Below are 18,146 nucleotides of genomic sequence, written 5' to 3'. Positions count from 1 at the left end.
TCCGTGAGTATTATAAAGGCTCTGGCTGAAAAATCGCTGAATTCGAACAAACAATTCAATTCATAAATCTAACGAATTATCCCTCTAATGTCGATAATATACATCGAATACATAATATTAATATTTTTAACTAAAAGGAGATCAGAAGATGGTTATTCAAAAAAGGTACATCCGCTCGTTACTCTCTCTTCCTCTGGCAGGCCTGTTATTCCTGCTGCTCGGAACCCAGCAGATCGCTGCGGCCCCTGTCGACAGTTTGCTGCCTGAGCGAAGTGAACAGGAAATCAGTCAGAAATGGACGCAATGGATGAGTAGTAAGGACCAGACAGCCACTTTCACACAGAACCCCTCGACCAAGGCACCTTACGTTGCTGGTGTAGTAAGTGATTCCTCATTGAAACAGGCTCTAGGTGCAGCGAACTTCTATCGTTATCTATCCGGGTTAGAGGGCGATCTTGTCCTGGACGCTGCACTCAATCGTCAAGCCCAACATGGAGCAGTTGTTGTTTCTACCGGAGAATTGACCCACTTCCCGGTTCGTCCGGCAGATATGCCGAAAGACTTCTTTGATCTGGGAGCCAAGTCGACTTCAAGCTCCAACCTGTACGCTTCCTATACTGCTGCCGGCAACCTTGCAGTCAAAAGCGTTGAAGCATATATGGATGATTCCGATGCCAGCAACATTGCAGCACTCGGCCATCGCCGCTGGATTTTGAGTCCGCAACTGAAGAAGGTTGGCTTCGGGATTGCATCCCGGGACAACAAAAACTATGCAAGCCATTTCAGTACCATGCAGGTTATGGATACAAGCCGTTCAGGAAAACTCAATTACAATTACAACTTGTATCCAAACAAAGGGGCATTCCCGATTGAGGCATTCCATGTGTCTCAAGCCTGGTCTGCACAGCTGAACCCGGACGTCTTCGCAAAGCCTTCCAATTCCGAGGTACAAGTGGAGATCGTCCGTTCATCAGATCAGAAAACTTGGGTATTGGGATCTAAAACCCCGGTTAGCAGTGATCCTGCAAAGGCCTTTTTCAATGTAAATACTGATGGTTATGGGTATAACTATGCTGTCATTTTCCGCCCGGATAATTTGAAATCCTTGAAGGCAGGCGACACATTCAACGTTCGTATTACAGGTTTGAAAAGGAAAGACGGGGCCAAAGCAGAAATTTCATACCAGACTCGTTTCTTCTCAGTTAGCAATCCTTCACAAGAGCCTGTGACTGATCCACAGAATCCTGGGACAGAACCACAAGACCCTGGAACAGAGCCACAAAAACCGGATACGGGGAACGAAGATTATCTCGATAATCATCTGATGCAGTTCGAATATACAGCGGCTCGTACGCTGAAAGTACGGGGAACACTCGCGGCTTATGCGAATAAAACGTTCTCTTTCCAAATCCACGGTCCTTCTCCAGAAGAAAAACATATTCGTACGGAAACGGTGAAGCTGGATGCTAACGGTCGATTCAGTCTGACGGTTCCTAATCTGGGCGTGTCTGATCTGACCATCTATTTGCAAGTGGACCCAAGTTTCATGTACTTCATTCCTACAGCAAGTAATTCAAACGTCACCTATTCCTTTGAATAGAAGTGAAGGAAGAGAATAGGAACAGAACGAAGTACAGTGTAGTAACGACCAAAGTAAAATCTAAAAACACAAACAGTCGAATGCGTAGGCATCCGACTGTTTTTTGGTTTATGATATGAGCTTTTGAGAGATTGAACTCAAGAATTAAGTATACTGTTCCTTGAATTCATTCATGTATAGAACCTCAATACAACCTGACCAATTCAGAATCGAACCGATAAAATCCTGTATGTCTAATCCCTTCATTTCATACGTTTCTGCTGTATTTACTGTACCCGCCGCATCTTCAATCAGGGTTACTTTAAACCCCTCATGTTCAGCATTAATCGCTGTAAACAGACAACAATACTCCATGTTGAATCCAACAATGAATACATGTTGAATCTGATGATCCAGCAGCCACTTTATCAGTTCCGTATTACTGAACGCACTCGGTTTACTTTTCTCAAGAATAGGATGTTCATTGGTATCAACTACAATCTCCAAATTGGCACTTTTCTCATAATATAGAGAGGATTCTTCATTGTCCTGGTCCAGATGTTTGGTAAACACAATAGGCCAGTTCATCTTTTCAAAAATGGTAATAACAGACTGAATCTTTGCAATTGTAACAGATACATCCCTCAGACTTGTAAGCCCATGCTGCACATCAAGTACAATTAACCCTTTATTCACCCGCTATCTCCTTCCATAGACAGGCCTTTCAGCCTCCAGCGCTACCTTTTTTGCGTTTTTTTTCTGACGCGATCTCCACATTTTCTTTCACCCGATACTCCACAATCCGGCGGATCAGATCCTCCGGCAATGGCTGGTCCAGCGGAAACTGGACAGATCCCTTAGCCCCTTTGTACTTGGAGAGTTCCTCCTTGAACGCCAGAATCCCCGTGGGAGCAGGGTAAAACCCAATATGATGCTGGTATGCGGCAAAATGAACCAGATTCCCATGCTGTGCATACGTGGGCATCTTGTAACTGATCTTCTCTTCGGCGTTCGGAGCCGCTTCACGAATAATCTGTCTTAACGCCTGTAATCTCACCTGTACATCAGGTGCAAACTCCGAGATATATTCATCTACCAGCACCGAATAATGGTTACTCTCAGCCATCTTGGACTCCTTCCACCACGGATACATCAATGGATTCGTGGTACGGGCATATTTGCTTATATTGTACTTCAAATGGACAAACGGAACAGCTATTTTCCTGCAACTTGGAATGTTAAATTTGATTTTTAAGTGAACTAAGCCTTATAATACGTTTAAACAATTAAACATTATAACGGAGTGAGCCATGAACGAATCGATGGGTAACCAAAAAGTTATTGATATTTTCGAGAATCTAAGTCCTTATCTTCAAGGTTTGGGAGACCCCGTTCGCCAGCGAATCATATCGCTGCTCATTGATCAAGAGAGCATGAACGTATCGCAGATTGCAGAGCATGTCCCCATGTCACGCCCTACGGTCTCTCATCATTTGAAAATATTGCGTCAATCCGGACTGTTATCGGTTCAGAAAAAAGGTACGGAGATGTATTACAAGCTGGAATTCAACGATGCGATCGAATTGCTCAAACAGCTCGTTCATCTCGTAGAAGTGGAATGTCAGAGCTAGCGCGTACCGCGCTGGTGAACCGCATTCCTTTTCTTCACTCTATTATGTTCAATAGTTTAAACATATAAGTACATAAACATATCAACGGAGGTTTATCGAATGAATAGAAAAAGAGTTCTTATCGCTGGAGGTTATGGTGCTGTAGGTGCACAGCTTGCCCGCATTTTGCATGACAGGCATCCTGATCTGGAATTGGTATTGGGAGGTCGTTCTGCGGGTAAAGCAGCACCTTTTCCATCCAATCGTGTCCAAACGGTTGTTGTTGATACCAATGCAGACGATCCACTGATTCACGCAGGAGAGAATATATCGTTAATCATTAATGCAGTGAACGATCTGGATGATCGGCTACTGGTATCGGCAGTGCGGAGGAGAATCCCACTCATCGATATAACACGCTGGACTGAGGTGTTCAATCAAGCGATCCGTACAATAGAGCAGGAAGAGCTTCATGCTCCGGTAGTGCTGTCCTCTGGATGGATGGCAGGAACGGCGTCACTCTTTGCCATGATACTTTCTAACTCTCTGCAACATGTCGAAGTAAACATTCATGCCCTATGGTCGCTGCGGGATAAGGCCGGCCCTGATTCGGCAGCCTTCATGGACCGGATGAGTATTCCTTTTCAGATAACCGAATCCAATACACATCGACTCGTCTATCCCATGACAGATCCGATCAAAGTTCATTTCCCGAACGGGTATACGACTCCATGTTACAGATTGGATACACCCGATCACGTCACATTACCTCATACCAGTCATATTGATTCATCCAGCTTCCGCATTGCATTCGATAGTAAAGTATCTACCTATGCACTCACGGGACTGGTTAAAACTGGAGTCTGGAAGATGATCAGCGGTGAACGTTTCAAGCCATTCCGGCGAAAGTTGCTCTATAATCCAGGAACTGGAAGTGCACATCATCTGGTCATTCAATTGAAAGGGCTGGATGCAAAAGGAAACGACGTTAAACGAACGATGACAGTCTCTGACCCACTCGGTCAGACCCACATGACTGCACTCGGCGCTGCGGTGCAAGCCGAGAAGATACTGATGATGCCAACGGACAAGCCTATGGCTCCAGGCATCTATTATCCTGAGCATCTATTCGATGATCGAATGGATATGGATGCGGTTACTCATTTTTTCAAACAATACGGCGTTCAAGTAACCCACTCCTGATCCAGACATAACCAAAAATCCGCGAAGCCGCTCACTGCAAACAGTGGGACCTTCGCGGATTTCACAAATTATAATGGAGGTATCTATCGTGTCCAAGTGAAAGCTTGGGTCTGGAATTACAACGTCATGGCTCGACCATTGCGCATCAGATAATCTTCTTTTGTTTTGTAATCCGGCATGATACTGCCAATACGCCGCCAGAAAGAGCGATCATGATTCATGTGGTGAATATGGCAAAGTTCATGAATGATGACATAATCGATCACTTCCAGTGGCGCCATCGCCAGGCGATAATTGAACGTAAGTTTTTTGTCCCAGCTGCAACTGCCCCACTTGGTGGGAGAATCTACGATCTCTACTGACTTCGGCTTCACCTTCAACTCCTGCTGATAACGTCCAATGCGCTCCCCAATCATGCGTTTACACTCGGCAAAATAAAACTTCTTCAGATTCGCTCGCAGCTCTTCTTCTGTCAGACCCTCTACAGGGATTAATTCATGCAGTGCATGCTCCTTGCCAAAAAGCAGAAACTTTCCCTTGCCCTCATCTTCGTATTCCTTGGCTTGAGGACCATCGAGCGCCCGCTGCATCAGAGCGGATTTCTTCAAAATCACATCCCCGTGCTGCTCTACAAGTTGCCGGATCATGTCTTCACTGGTACCATTGGGTGCTTTGATTGTTACCATATAAGGTAAGTCCATCGTGATTGAAACTTTCTTGCGTTTGCCGTATTGGATATGACAGTTAATACTGTGATTATTTAATTCTATAGTTAGCATAATGCGCTCCGCTTCTGAAGTTATTCTTTCAACCAAATCAAATTGTATACCATCTCCGGCTATAATGCATACTGTTCGACGATATATCTATCCTTATTGTATTTTTATACATTATTATGTATTATTATTTAATCATAAAATCGGAGGTTGGATATGACGCATACCATAGATTCAGAACACAAAACCATTGAAGAACTATCGCTTAACCACTGGCAACCCTTGTCCACCTTATTATATGACGGCTGGGTACTGCGTTTTGCCAAAGGATACACCAAACGTGCCAACTCCGTTCAACCGATCCACTACTCCACGCTAGATGTGCATGAAAAGATAGAGGAATGTGAGCGCATCTATGCTTCCAATCAGTTAAATACCATATTTAAAATCACGCCGTTTATTCAGCCGGATCATCTCGATCAACTTTTGCAAGACAAAGGGTATGCTGTAGTGGATCTCACCCACCTCCAGACTCGGAGTCTGGAACATATCAAAGAGCCTGAGCACCATGCTGTACAGATTGACGAGCAGTTGACCGCAACGTGGCTGGATCATTTTTGCAGGCTAAATCAGGTGAATGATCTGCAACGGGAAACGACCAAATTAATGTTGGACAATATCCGGACAAAGGTAGGTTTCATTTCGCTGTTGATCGACGGGCAAGTCGTCGCTTGTGGGTTCGGTGTAATTGAACGTGGCTACATTGGATTATATGACATCATTACAGACGCTAACTTCCGAAATCGTGGGCTTGCTGAACAGATGATCCTTCATCTCCTCCATTGGGCAAAAAGACAGGGCGCTACCTCCAGTTACCTGCAAGTGGTTGCGAATAATGCACCTGCCTTGAAGCTTTACGCCAAGCTGGGTTATTCCGAGATTTATAGCTATTGGTACCGAGTCAAAGAATCGAGCGAGTCCTGATCAAGCTGAAATTAAAAACTGCCCTCCTTCTATGAAGGAAAGGCAGTTTTTAATTTGCTTCGTGGTTGTTCAAAACTCTTCACATCGTTCAGCATTACTCCTTGCGCTTTTCTACAATGGCAGCTTCACCAGCACCTCATATTTCACGCCGGCTTGTATGTTCTTGATGATATCGCCTTCAATTCGTTGACCGTCAACATGCACTTCAATCGCTTGGACAGCTGCATCCTTCTTCATGTTCACGTTCAGCTCAGCCCCGCGGAACAACCGTGTAACCGACGCCTCGCTCCAATCCTCAGGCAGTTGTGGACGCACTTGAAGTCCTTGTGCATGACCTTGCAGTCCGAACAGGCCATCGATCAGGCAACGATACACCCAAGGCACCGTGCCGGTGTTGAACAGATGACTGGAACGCCCGGCTGTACGTGGGAATTGATGATAGGCTCCACGATAATAATTTGGGATAAATACAGGTAGCTGACCCCGTTGGAGAATATCCTCGGCATCGGGCCCCGGAATCATTTTACGCAGCAGACGATACGCCTTCTCCTTCTCGCCCACCAGGTACAACGCATAAATATAGAAAGCCGCCGCGTGATTGTACACTGCACCATTCTCTGCACTTCCGGGATGTTTCTGCGTAACACGTCCTACATCCTCCCGCATGGCTGTAAAGGACGGCGCAAGCTTTTCGACACCATATGGCGTCTCCAATTGTTCCTCTACGGCACGGATTAACTTCTCCTGTTTCTCCTGATCCGCAGCACCGCTCATAAGTGCCCAGCTCTGAGGATTGATATAGATGCGTCCTTCCACGTCTTTGCTTACACCAAACACGACGTTATCATCTGTAATTCCGCGGGCATACCAGTCTCCATCCCACAGATACTCATTGGCTACCGCATTGGTCTGATTGGCTTCCTGACGGAATTCCGCTGCAACCTCGGCATGCCCTGCCTGTTCACCAATATCTGCCCACACATTGAACGCATATGCCGTCGCAATGGTCAGCCAGCCGGATACGCCTTTGCCTTTGTATCCCACCATGTTCATCGGATCACACCAGTCACCCTGATTGATATAGTTCAACCCACGCGCATCACGCTCATGGATCAACCAGCGCATTGCAAGATTCATATGCTCCAGTACGGTAACCTTCTGTTCACTGTCTGTAAAAGCAACCTGTTCCTCCAAAATGCTATAGTCATTCGTTTCATCCAAATAGGTCTTCATACAGACCGGAAGCCAGATGCAGTGATCGGTATGAGGAACCTGGTTAATATATTTCAGTTCTGCGTCCGGGTGCAAAATAATGCCATCTGGCATGGCGCCGCTTATATGCTGCTGAGAGAGAGCGGTCAAGAACGCAGCCCGCGCAATCTGCGGCTGAATGTAACTCATGCCCATGTTGTCCTGCAAATAATTCCGCGTCTGCGGATCAGTTGTCAGACGATTCGTTTTGCCATGATAATACATCTGGCGAGGCAACCAGTGATTCACGACATTATCTAACCAGCTGTCCGGTGTCTCAATCTGGATGTTCCCTTGCCCTTCTGCAATATATTCAGCATATTCCTGCTCGGCTGCGGTGAAACCATCCTGTCCTGCCTCATTCTGCTTCACAAAATAATGCTGACGAATGCCCTCAATCTCTGTCTCATCATGAGCCGGGCCAAAAATAAATCGATATGCCTGCTCCGCTCCCGCTTCCAACTCTACTCTGTATTGCAATACGGCCACTGGTGTCTCATAACGTGCATCTCCACCAGCGAGTGTCTCCGACTGAAGGGCAGAAGGATTATGAAGTCCGCCTTCGCCTTCAAAGCTCTCATGATTCACTTCCCACGCGGTCGGCTGGTGATCTGCAAGCAGATAGGTTTTGTCGCTGTAGTTTTTGATTTTGCTATAATCCTGATATTTCTGATACGGCGTAACCGCCGAGCAGACAATGCCCTGCAAATCTTCCACATATGAACCGGACTGGTTCATCCATGACATATAGCCAACCGTATAATACGGGTAGATACTAAGCTTGCGTTTTCTCGAAGACAGATTGGTTACCTTCACACGCCACAGCTCCATGACCTCTTCCTTCGGCAGACGCAGGGACATCTCGATGCAAATGTCGTCTTGGACGACTTTCCAATGAATATCGTGTTTGCCTACGGCGAACGTATAGCTATCCGCTTGCTTGCGAACCGGTTCATACGGAGCGGAGAAGATTTCGCCACTTACTTCATCTTTAATGTAGACAAACCGTCCCGGATGGTGTGCATAATATGGCTGCTCCGGTTGCATAAACGTCTTCGCTTCCAGGTTGGGCGCATACGAGTATTTAGCAGGTTCGGGCTGCATGAATTGGGCCACCGCGTACCCCCGGCAATTCACATGAATCATCATCTTTTCATTCCAAAGGAATCCGGATGCCTTCGGTAAACTTGTAGGGCTTGTTAGTTCAACATATTGATTATCTTCCGTTGCTTTAATCATCACTGAACCTCACTTTCAGATAATAGTCAAAAGACAGAAAACGTTTTAGGTAACTTGTATACAACTTTGTCCATTATAACACGGGAACGCTTACAAAGAACTGAAAACTAAAAAAGAGCTGAGAAACTCAGCTCCGATTACGTTCCAATTGTCTCTCGATGCCCAACCTGTCGATCTGTATCCAATACTCTGCAATTCGTTCGTTTTCCACTCGATATACCGCACTGGCAATTTCAATCACCGGGAGGTTCGTTGGACTGTATCCGTCCACTTTGCCGATATGGGTTCCCGTTTGTCTCCAGCGCACATAGACTTTATCGCCTTGCGTCAGCAACTCCTGAATTTCGAGTGAAAACTCCCCGTAAGCTTCGATCATTTCTCGGACATGATCCGCATAATCGGAAGGGGTTCGGGTCACTGTGACCTCTTCTTCAGATATCACTTGATGGGCATTACCTGTTCCGCCATCACTTTGTTTGCATAATCAGGATTTCGGCCTGATCGGACCTCTTCAAAAAAGGTTCTGACAATCTTTTCTGCTGTCATACGCCACCCCAGCCTCCTCAGATTATTCTGTTATATATATAAATATGTAGTAACTCTTGTATTTTAACATGGTCCCCTCGCTACATAATTACAACTGTTCTATTGTTCTACAGGACTTAAAACCTACCATATCGCCTTGACAATGCGTCAATATGACCATAAACTAGCAAAGGATATTAGGAAATTAATAGGAGGTTTGTCCGTTAAGAGGTTCGAGTAAGGGTTTTAACCATATCTGATAATCTTTCGGTGTGTAGAAACGTAGCATTAGAACAACTCAGAAAAACAAGAAAGCGGTGTATCATGAAACGTCTATTTTTCATTATGTTTGCACTCACCCTGTTACTGGCTGGATGCCAGAGTACTGAACAGGAGAGTAGTCCGTCCGAAAATAACCCTACAGAAGTAGTAGAAGGTTCTACCATTTTAAGTTTGAAGCAGAAATACGGCTCTGAATCGGAACAAGCGATCATGCCGATGTACAATGTAGCTCAGGATGAAGAATTTACGTTCAATTTTAAAGCAGATTTAGGAAAATCTAATTGGTCCCTGAGAGATACCATATCCGTACATACCGATATTAAAGCACTCAAAGCAAGTGAAGTACCTTTATTATCAGATATTCATGACAATAGTATTTCTATTAGACCTCTTGGATGGGGCGTTTTAAGTTCAGATTCCATGATGAACAGGGGCCAAAGTTCTTGGGGTGGTGCCCCCATTTATTACATTCGTCTGAATTATGATCCTGACTCAGAGAACATGACGTTGCTCGATGAACCCATCATTATTCCGTTTACAGTGAAGTCAGAGTTACCTGTACCTAACCTAAGATACGAAATTGACAAAGATAGACGGTTCAAGTTGGTCTGGGACAAGGTTGAAGGTGCCACAGAATATAAAATTTATAAACGTTCTGACCTAACCAACTTCGATACAAATGTACCTCTAACTGGCGCAGAGGACGCGTTCAGTAATAGTCTGCCTTTAGATATTGCGGTAACGACAGAGACGTCTTTCAATGATTTTTTGAGAGACGGAAAAGGCGGGCTAGGCACTTATAATGAAATGATAACTACCACTCAGAACCATGGTATACGAGGAGAATATTACGTCACTGCAATCGGCGGAGGCAAAGAATCCAATTTTAGCAGAGGTGTCCCTACAGCTCCGCTTGCTTCCCAGTTGCCAACATCTCTGAAAGAACAATTGTATAGGGAGAAATTAAAGAATATAGATGTACTTCCTCAGAAAGCAACAGTTGAGTACAATGACGGCTCTCTAGCTCGTGAAACCATTGTCTATGATACCAAAAGCGTAGAAATTTCAGAGTTCAATGAAACGAATATTCCTTTTCATATTAAAGGAACAGCTCTGAAAAGTTACGTGCGTGTAGAAAATGTGACCCAAGCAGACCTGGACAGACTTGCTCAGCAAACCGTAGCCGATTCCAGCAACGGACTGGTGGAACCAAAGAATGACACACCTTACGTTCCTGCACCTGATGTGCCAACGATCATCAACAATCATGATGCACCTGAGTCTGCAACGGAAACAGAGGAAGCACCGGCTTCGGAAACTTCAACTCCAGAGTCTACAACCGATACTGGAACGTCAGAAGATGCAACTGATCCTCTATCTACTGAGGCTTCCGATGATACTTCTGATAATTCTTCAGATATGGCTTCTGAAGAAGCTTCCAATGAAGCACCTGCTCCAGCTCCCGAAGCTGAAGAAGACAACCTGGTAGATGAACAGAAATCCAATACACAGCAAAATGTAGAACAAGGTAATCAGGAAACCGTGCCTCAGCCTGCTACAGGTGATGCAATGATCAATGCAGATTCCGCATTGGAAGAAGTTTTAGCCAAAAATATGATTGCGGCACAAGATAAAATTTCGTTAAAAGCTTTTCCCGAAGCTCAAAATTTCTCGACACTCTCGGATGTTGTTCTGAAAGTGATGTACCAGAATCCATTGATTCTTGGTGTGGAAGGTTTCGAATACAACTATGGTACACTTACCCTTTCCATTTATTACAATGAATCGGCTAGTGGAATCCAGAAGAAGCAAGATGAGATTATTGCCAAAGCAAACGAAGTGGTGGCTTCCATTATCAAGAATGGTATGAACGAAGACGAGAAACGGAAAGCCATCTACGATTATCTGAACGATAACGCGAAGTATGATGATGCAGCGCTGGAAAATGCGGAGCAAAACAACTTCAAAAATGTCGATCCACAGTTTAATGACTCGTTTACCACATACGGTATTCTGGTCAAAGGAGTTGGGGTATGTGCCAGCTATGCTTCCGTTTACAAATTGCTCTCCGATCTCTCGGGATTGGAAAGCATCGTTGTAACGGGCGCTTCCAGCGGCGTTCCACATGCATGGAACAAGGTCAAAATCGGGAACGAATGGTTCCATGTCGATGCCACCAACAACCTGACGAACTCCGGCATCCCGTATTTCCTGTACAATGCCAATGATGAGACTGCTGCAAGTCAGAAAACGATAGCGGATCAAGATTATTGGCTTGATTCCGAGCTCACGATGTTTAATGGCGAGAGCGATGCCAATGATTATTATGTGCAGAATGATCTCGAAGTCGCGTCCATTAATGAGTACAAAACCAAGGCTGAGAGTGAACTCAAAAAAGGAGAGAACCGGGTCATTCTCCGTTTCGCCTCACCTGTTGACTCTGATGAGCTGATGACAGCTGCCGGTGAAGCCCTCGCTGCAGTGGATGAAGCGCTTCTGAATACAGCACAATTAGCCACGCTAGGCAGTTATGCCATTCTGGACCCGAAACCAGAGCAGAAGTAACTTAGTTACACAGGAATCCCCCTTGCTTTCTAACAAGCAAAGGGGATTTTTTGTCTATTATTAGATGACTTCAAGCCATTGATTTAACCTGTTGCAATCTGGTAATAAAAGAAGAAATAAATGCTTTTTCTTTCATGAGATTCTGTTGCAGCCTCTCACTTATTTTACTAAGTGTACTTGCATCACGCGTTATATTGTATTTCAGAACTATATTTCTCAATTTAAAGTAGTCCTGTTTCAGAATAGTGCTTAATTCCATGAAGGTTGCATCTCGTTCAATGATTGATTTCTCCATTAAGTAAGATAAACGTAACTCCATTAATAGCTTATGTTCATACAAGAGATGAAAGACTCGTGAATCCAACGCTTCTCCAACTAGGGCTGCCTGCTCAATGTCGGTAAAGATACGTTGAATGGCTTTCATTCCAAAATCGTATTTCTGATCTCTCACTAAGTCATATGTCTCGCTTGAATTAAGATAGTTTTCCATCGCCGTTATCATTTGCTCCACATGAATTGCATAATTGATATTCTGGATAGGCTTAAGAAATCTCACTTCTGTCCAAAAACTGTATTCGTTAGACATGGCCCAGTAGCCTTTCTCAAGTTCATCCAGACTGCATGCGGTTTGTATGAATTTACCATCATCTAGATTATCAGCAATGTATATCAAATTTTGATCCAGGTCATACCCGTACACCAACAATTCATGCATAAGATGTTCTTTCTGATAATAGTCTGTACACGCAATGTAGTATCTATCTGCATAAATATATAGATAATATCCCATATCTATCGCTTCTGTAATCACTTGCTTAAGTGATGTTCCCCATTTGCTAATCACAATTTCTTGTGGCAGGTTGTAAAAGGAAATTCCCGGACAGGTACTTAGCAGAAACTGATGAGAATCAAACGAAAAAATTCCCCATCCATGTGCATACCTGATTTGTATAAAGTTATTGAAAATCCATGGCCATAAATCTTCGTTCATAACGGATGTTAATGTCCCATACGATGTGTACGTGCTTATGACAGGGTCACCTAGTTTAAGTACATTCTTGGCCATTACAGAATTCCTCCTTCGATTCCTAGGCATAGTATATTGATCTGAACAGATTCATTGTATAAGCAACGCACTCTCAGAGCTGGGAGCGAAGAACATGTTCTTGAATATATTACCATGTACCTTTCCTATTTTATATAAGAACGCTTTCATATATAAAAATATTTTATTTCTCTCATCTTAATGACAAAAAAGAGGATACCGCCCCCCAATATGGAGACCGTATCCTCTTATACAATGATCGGATTACCTAAGATATTTAAGGACTAACCGTACCGCCATTTGCATTCAATGTCTCGCCACTCACATAGCTGGATTCCTGGCTTGCCAGGAACACAAATGCCGGAGCCATCTCGGCAGGTTGTCCTGCCCGACCTAGCGGTGTATTGGAGCCGAAATCAGCCAGCTTCTCGACTGGTTGTCCACCCACGACCTGGAGCGGTGTCCATACCGGTCCTGGTGCAACAACATTGACACGGATCCCTTTGCTACCCACCTGTTGTGCCAGCGCTTTGCTGAACGTGTTAATGGATGCCTTCGTTGTCGCATAATCCAGCAGGATTGGCGAAGGTTTGTACGCCTGAATCGATGATGTGTTGATAATGGAGCTGCCCGGCTTCATGTGTTTCACAGCTGCTTTGCAGAGCCAGAACATGGAATACACATTTGTTTTGAACGTTGCATCGAATTGCTCGGTAGTCAGATCCGCAATCTGCTCCACAAACTGCTGTTTACCTGCCACGTTAGCTAGGATATCAATCCCGCCAAGCTCTTTTACCGCAGACTCAATAAGTTCTTCACAGTATTTCTCATCCTTCAGGTCACCTGGCATCGTAATTGCTTTGCGACCGGCTTCCTCAATCAGCTTCACAACTTCCTGCGCATCCGCTTCCTCTTCCGGCAGATAAGCCAGAACAACATCTGCACCTTCACGGGCAAACGCAATTGCTGCCGCCCGACCAATTCCGCTGTCGGCTCCGGTCACAACTGCTTTGCGTCCCGTTAATCGTCCGCTGCCTTTATAACTTTTCTCACCCGCATCGGGAACAGGGGTCATCTCACGCTGGAGCCCCGGCTCATCCTGCTGCTGTTTCCACTCCGGTGTAGCCTTCGGATATTGGGTCGTTGGATCTTGCATGGTGTGCTGGTCTTGATTAGCCATGTTCAATTTCCTCCTTGGTTATTTACATTGATCACTACGATCACAGAATAACCTTCCGATCGCTGTTATCCCCAGATTTTTTTCTCTCCCTTATATAAGGTGAAAATCCGGTGATAGCGTATGCTTCCGATGTAGCTTTCTTTCAGAAAGCTTTTAGGCGAGCACTCCGTTTCTTCAGATTATTTCTGTGCTCTTCGTTATCATGTAAATATTAAATTTATTATCAGAAGTTGTTTGCGTAAAAGTTGCACTCTTTCCTTTGTAACCGAGATGGGTGGAATTTAAACTGGACCTGCTACATTTCCTTGGCAACTATTCCGGTATTGAATCTCCAGTGACTGGAGGTTGTATAATGAATCATGAGGTGATCTCGTTGAACTCAAATAAAGAACCCTATTCCATCGGTGAAGCAGCCAAACTGATCGGTTCCACGGTGAAAACGATCCGTTATTACGATGAGATTGAACTGTTACAGCCCTCCAGTCATACGGAAGGTGGGCATCGACTCTATACAACGCAAGACCTGTGGCAACTCGAACTCATTACAACACTACGTTATCTGAATTTCAGCATACCGGATATTCGAAAGCTCATGTCTGGTGAACTCGCGGTATCACAGGCATTGGATCTGCAGATTGAAGCCTTGGAAACCCAGATCGGCACGATGAATTCCATGCTCTCTGTTTTACACCAAGCGAGGCAGCATGAAGAAGAAACTTCACTGCGCTCGGAACAGTCTCTCACTTATATCTCCAGTCTGGTAGAATCTCTGACGGCGAATGCGAGTAAGCGAAAACAATTCGTTGCTGCCAAGGTGGATGAATCCCATCTGCTGGACAGCATTCCGCAGGATTGGAGAGTGTCGTTCCTGCACTTTTTCGACAAATACATGATGAAAGATACCAAACTGACGGCTCAGCAAACACTGGCCTGGAAGGAAATTCAGGAACTGATCAATGATCCGGCCTATTGGGCCGATCTGGCTCAGCTGGAGGTTCCATTCTTCATTATGGCGAATCAGCCACAAGTCGAAGCAGACGTCTGGGTGAAGAAAATGGAAGCAATTCGCATTCGCACTACCGAAGCGCTGGACAAACGTTGGGCCATCGATAGCCCTGCTGTGCAAAGCATGGTGTGGGACTTTGTGTTGATGTATGCCAGTGTCGAGCATGCCGAAACACCCGACGTATTTTTCAGCAAACAGGCCCGATATATGCTGGACTCTGTGACCGATCGCATTCTGCGTTTTAACAAGCTGTGCAAGGTGATGAATCCCGAATGGAGCCAGATTGTAGATGGCATTAACCTGTTGCAGGAGGGCATGCGGTTACGCTTAAAACAAATGGAAGAAGACTGAGCTTCAGTCTCCTTCCATTTTTACGTTTAGCCTTTTTTCAACGAATAGGATTCGTGCTCCCCCAATTCCTTGTCCATATGGAGCGCTTGCCCTTTCAAGTAGTGGTTGAAGAAATCAATCGTTGTATCGTTGACCAACTGTTGCGTCGCCCGCGCATCTACACCTTGCGTCCATTCGAGCAGTGGAGAGATCAGGTAGAGGTCGGAGAAACTCAGATGTTTGGTGTTGGTCAACTCCATCCAGTAGTTCCCTCCTACGGTTACCGGCTCATAGCGCTCGTACACTTCCTCGTAGTATTTCTCGGCTTCCGGACGGGTCGTGCCCATCGCAGCAATCTCTTCATCACTCATCACACTTGTACCTGCAACGGTTGAGTCTGCACTCATCATCAGGAACGGCTTGCCCACGCCTTCCGCAGGGATACGTTTCTCGCCAAACAATACACCATCCATATTCATGCCTGCTTTCACACGCGGATCATCCATTAACATCTGTACTGTCGTTGCTCCGCCAAATGAATGCCCAAACATGCCGATGTTGTCCAGATCCATATGTCCTGTAAAGCGTCCACTCGGGTCTCCCTCAGCCAACTTCTCCACCTCATCCAGTACAAACTGTGCATCCTTCACCCATGTCTCATTCAACTTGTCCATGTAACTGAACTGCAGCTGCTCAAAGCCTTCTTTCCCTTCGGATTCAAACTGCGCCACACGTCCATCCGGAAATACAGACACCAGACTGCTATACGTGTGATTGATGCCTACGACAATGTAACCTTGACTGACCAGCTGCTCGACCTGGAACGTATTCTGATTTTCATACCCATGCAGACCATGAGAGAAAAGAACAACAGGATACTTGGCTTCGGCATCAGACAACTGAGCTTCCTGTATCGCATGTGTTTTAACCTGACTCAGACTGGAAAATAAAAGCTTTGGCAGTTTCAGCACTTCATTGAAGGCTGTCCCGTAGATCTCCGGCTTATTAACATAAGGAACTGCTGCGACCTCTACATCTGGATTCGTTGGATACCAGATCTGTACCATCAGCTCCCGTTGATCACCAGCTGTTCTCGTCATAATTTCCTCCCGACTGCTGTCTGTCCAATCGTAGGATACCGTCCCGATTCCATAAGGACCTGCTGGCTTGGCAAACGAAAACACCGGGAACAGCAGTGGCAAGCCAATGCTCACAATAGCGTATACCAGCACCAGAAGAGACGTTGCAATGATTCGAACACGCCCGAATTTGCCCGCCACAGGTGATGTCGAAGCAGATGCCCCGGAACCTTTGCTGTTCAGCGAGGTTACACCTGACTGTTGCTGGCGTCTTGCCTTTGTAAATAACACAACCAGTGGAACCAACGTGAGCAGATACGCCGGAATCATCGGCCAACGAAGTCCTTCGACCACACCATGGATGATCAACAGCACACCCGATATGACGAATCCACCCCATACCATTTTCCGAAAATGTTGACTCTGTCTCCCAATCCCGATTAACCCCACGAACATAAGCAGGTTGAAAATAAGATAAATCCATTCTACTGTCCTCATAAGATGTATGCCCCCTTGTCTGCCTCCAATCTTAAAACCTCCAGTTACAGGAGATTCAAGTATGAATTTTGCGGATAAAAAAATGCACTCCTGAATGACACTGAATCACCCGCAGGTTCTCCATTGTATTCAAGGAATGCACGTATGAAATTACGATCTAAGTTGATTTTTGAATATTAGACTAGCGATCTTCGCCACCATCTCGTTGCCCCAACACTTTCTGAATCGGAACTGGCTGAATGCCAGCGCGAACCATGGAACCATACCCGGAAGAACACTTGCACTGTAGACCTCGTTCCAAGGGTACAGAGTTACGATAACAAATATGGCACCAACGTAGAAAATAAGAATACGCCACACGATATTTTTGATCGCTTTACGCAAGATGTATTTCGGATTCTCCGCTTCGCCTGCTGTAATACCAACCATCTCTACCCCTTGAAACGACAGCCCGATTGGCTGTCCTCCGTTCCCCCAACCGAAGAAGATCAGACCTGTTCCGATTTTACGATCATCGCCACAATAGCCGTCACTTTGATCATCGCAAACCAGAATTCAAATTCCCCATAGAACTTCACCGCCGCCAGATTTGCCGCCGCAATGATGAGCACCCCAGCAAGTGCAGGTAGCCACTGCGGAAATTTCCGGGAACCAATACCCCACATAGATGCCAATCGCCGTAACTTCCGCCATACCCACCGTAACCCACAGAAACTAGTAGCCCCAGGCTGTCAGGAATCCGGCAAGCGGACTAATATATTTGTGAGCAAATGTTGTAAACGAACCCGTGACCGGCTCCTGAATCAACATTTCCCCCATAATGCGCATGACAAAAAAGATAACGATACCCGCCAATAAATAAGCCAGCAGCACGGATGGACCTGCCCATTTGATCGTACTCGCCGATCCCATGAACAAACCAACGCCGATTGTACCTCCGAGTGCAATCAGCTCTACATGGCGGGGCTTTAGCCCTCTAGATAGTTGCTTTGACTCCAAACGATTTCCCCCATTTCACACTCACATTAACGCAATGCAGAATTACTTCACCAAG

Annotated in this window: 13 protein-coding genes and 2 pseudogenes; 6 read left to right on the top strand and 9 right to left on the bottom strand. The window is 45.4% G+C overall.

What is annotated here, in order from left to right; translation table 11 throughout:
- The first annotated feature begins 148 nt into the window (after positions 1-148).
- Positions 149-1,600 carry a CAP domain-containing protein gene (locus AC4E8D_RS04425; protein WP_221818774.1) on the top strand — a complete coding sequence of 484 codons (1,452 nt, stop codon included), beginning with the start codon at positions 149-151 and terminating at the stop codon, positions 1,598-1,600.
- A gap of 144 nt (positions 1,601-1,744) precedes the next feature.
- Here the strand turns inward: AC4E8D_RS04425 and AC4E8D_RS04420 are convergent, their stop codons facing one another.
- Positions 1,745-2,275, bottom strand: a complete 531-nt coding sequence (locus AC4E8D_RS04420; protein WP_221818773.1) for a cysteine hydrolase family protein — start codon at positions 2,273-2,275, stop codon at positions 1,745-1,747.
- Positions 2,276-2,303: 28 nt separating this feature from the next.
- A complete protein-coding gene (locus AC4E8D_RS04415; protein ID WP_221818772.1) occupies positions 2,304-2,705 on the bottom strand; it encodes an iron chaperone in 402 nt (133 codons plus the stop codon).
- Positions 2,706-2,889: 184 nt separating this feature from the next.
- On the opposite strand from AC4E8D_RS04415, the gene AC4E8D_RS04410 reads away from it, so the two are divergent.
- Both AC4E8D_RS04410 and AC4E8D_RS04405 read left to right on the top strand, forming a co-directional pair.
- A complete protein-coding gene (locus AC4E8D_RS04410; RefSeq protein WP_017690570.1) occupies positions 2,890-3,210 on the top strand; it encodes an ArsR/SmtB family transcription factor in 321 nt (106 codons plus the stop codon).
- Positions 3,211-3,309: 99 nt separating this feature from the next.
- Positions 3,310-4,392, top strand: coding sequence for a Rossmann-fold NAD(P)-binding domain-containing protein (locus AC4E8D_RS04405; protein WP_221818771.1), 1,083 nt, complete (start codon positions 3,310-3,312; stop codon positions 4,390-4,392).
- Between the two features lie 116 nt (positions 4,393-4,508).
- On the opposite strand, the gene AC4E8D_RS04400 is transcribed toward AC4E8D_RS04405, so the two are convergent.
- Positions 4,509-5,171, bottom strand: a complete 663-nt coding sequence (locus AC4E8D_RS04400; RefSeq protein WP_105602145.1) for a M48 family metallopeptidase — start codon at positions 5,169-5,171, stop codon at positions 4,509-4,511.
- Positions 5,172-5,324: 153 nt separating this feature from the next.
- Here AC4E8D_RS04400 and AC4E8D_RS04395 point away from each other — a divergent pair, with 153 nt between their 5' ends.
- Positions 5,325-6,092, top strand: a complete 768-nt coding sequence (locus AC4E8D_RS04395) for a GNAT family N-acetyltransferase (protein WP_221818770.1) — start codon at positions 5,325-5,327, stop codon at positions 6,090-6,092.
- 111 nt (positions 6,093-6,203) lie between these two features.
- Here AC4E8D_RS04395 and AC4E8D_RS04390 read toward each other — a convergent pair whose 3' ends face one another.
- Complete coding sequence (locus tag AC4E8D_RS04390) at positions 6,204-8,582, bottom strand: GH36-type glycosyl hydrolase domain-containing protein (RefSeq protein ID WP_221818769.1); 2,379 nt, start codon at positions 8,580-8,582, stop codon at positions 6,204-6,206.
- A 127-nt stretch (positions 8,583-8,709) separates the two neighbouring features.
- A pseudogene (locus tag AC4E8D_RS04385) lies at positions 8,710-9,128 on the bottom strand (ester cyclase).
- Positions 9,129-9,431: 303 nt separating this feature from the next.
- Here AC4E8D_RS04385 and AC4E8D_RS04380 point away from each other — a divergent pair.
- Positions 9,432-11,954: a transglutaminase domain-containing protein gene (locus AC4E8D_RS04380; protein ID WP_490205882.1), complete on the top strand. Its 2,523-nt coding sequence runs from the start codon at positions 9,432-9,434 to the stop codon at positions 11,952-11,954.
- A gap of 70 nt (positions 11,955-12,024) precedes the next feature.
- Here AC4E8D_RS04380 and AC4E8D_RS04375 read toward each other — a convergent pair whose 3' ends face one another.
- Positions 12,025-13,020, bottom strand: a complete 996-nt coding sequence (locus AC4E8D_RS04375; protein WP_221818767.1) for a BtrH N-terminal domain-containing protein — start codon at positions 13,018-13,020, stop codon at positions 12,025-12,027.
- Between the two features lie 256 nt (positions 13,021-13,276).
- The gene (locus AC4E8D_RS04370) at positions 13,277-14,179 is read right to left on the bottom strand and encodes an SDR family oxidoreductase (protein ID WP_017690578.1); all 903 of its coding nucleotides are present in this window, start codon (positions 14,177-14,179) and stop codon (positions 13,277-13,279) included.
- Between the two features lie 352 nt (positions 14,180-14,531).
- Between AC4E8D_RS04370 and AC4E8D_RS04365 the strand changes: the two genes are divergently transcribed.
- Complete coding sequence (locus AC4E8D_RS04365) at positions 14,532-15,536, top strand: MerR family transcriptional regulator (RefSeq protein WP_490205881.1); 1,005 nt, start codon at positions 14,532-14,534, stop codon at positions 15,534-15,536.
- Positions 15,537-15,562: 26 nt separating this feature from the next.
- On the opposite strand, the gene AC4E8D_RS04360 is transcribed toward AC4E8D_RS04365, so the two are convergent.
- Together AC4E8D_RS04360 and AC4E8D_RS04355 are read right to left on the bottom strand one after the other, a co-directional pair.
- A complete protein-coding gene (locus tag AC4E8D_RS04360) occupies positions 15,563-17,092 on the bottom strand; it encodes an alpha/beta hydrolase family protein (protein ID WP_490205880.1) in 1,530 nt (509 codons plus the stop codon).
- 198 nt (positions 17,093-17,290) lie between these two features.
- Positions 17,291-18,091, bottom strand: a pseudogene (locus AC4E8D_RS04355) (amino acid permease); the annotation flags it as partial.
- Positions 18,092-18,146: the final 55 nt, after the last annotated feature.

This window comes from Paenibacillus sp. SRL342 (genome assembly GCF_984798905.1).
This window is presented reverse-complemented; position numbering and strand designations above follow the sequence as displayed.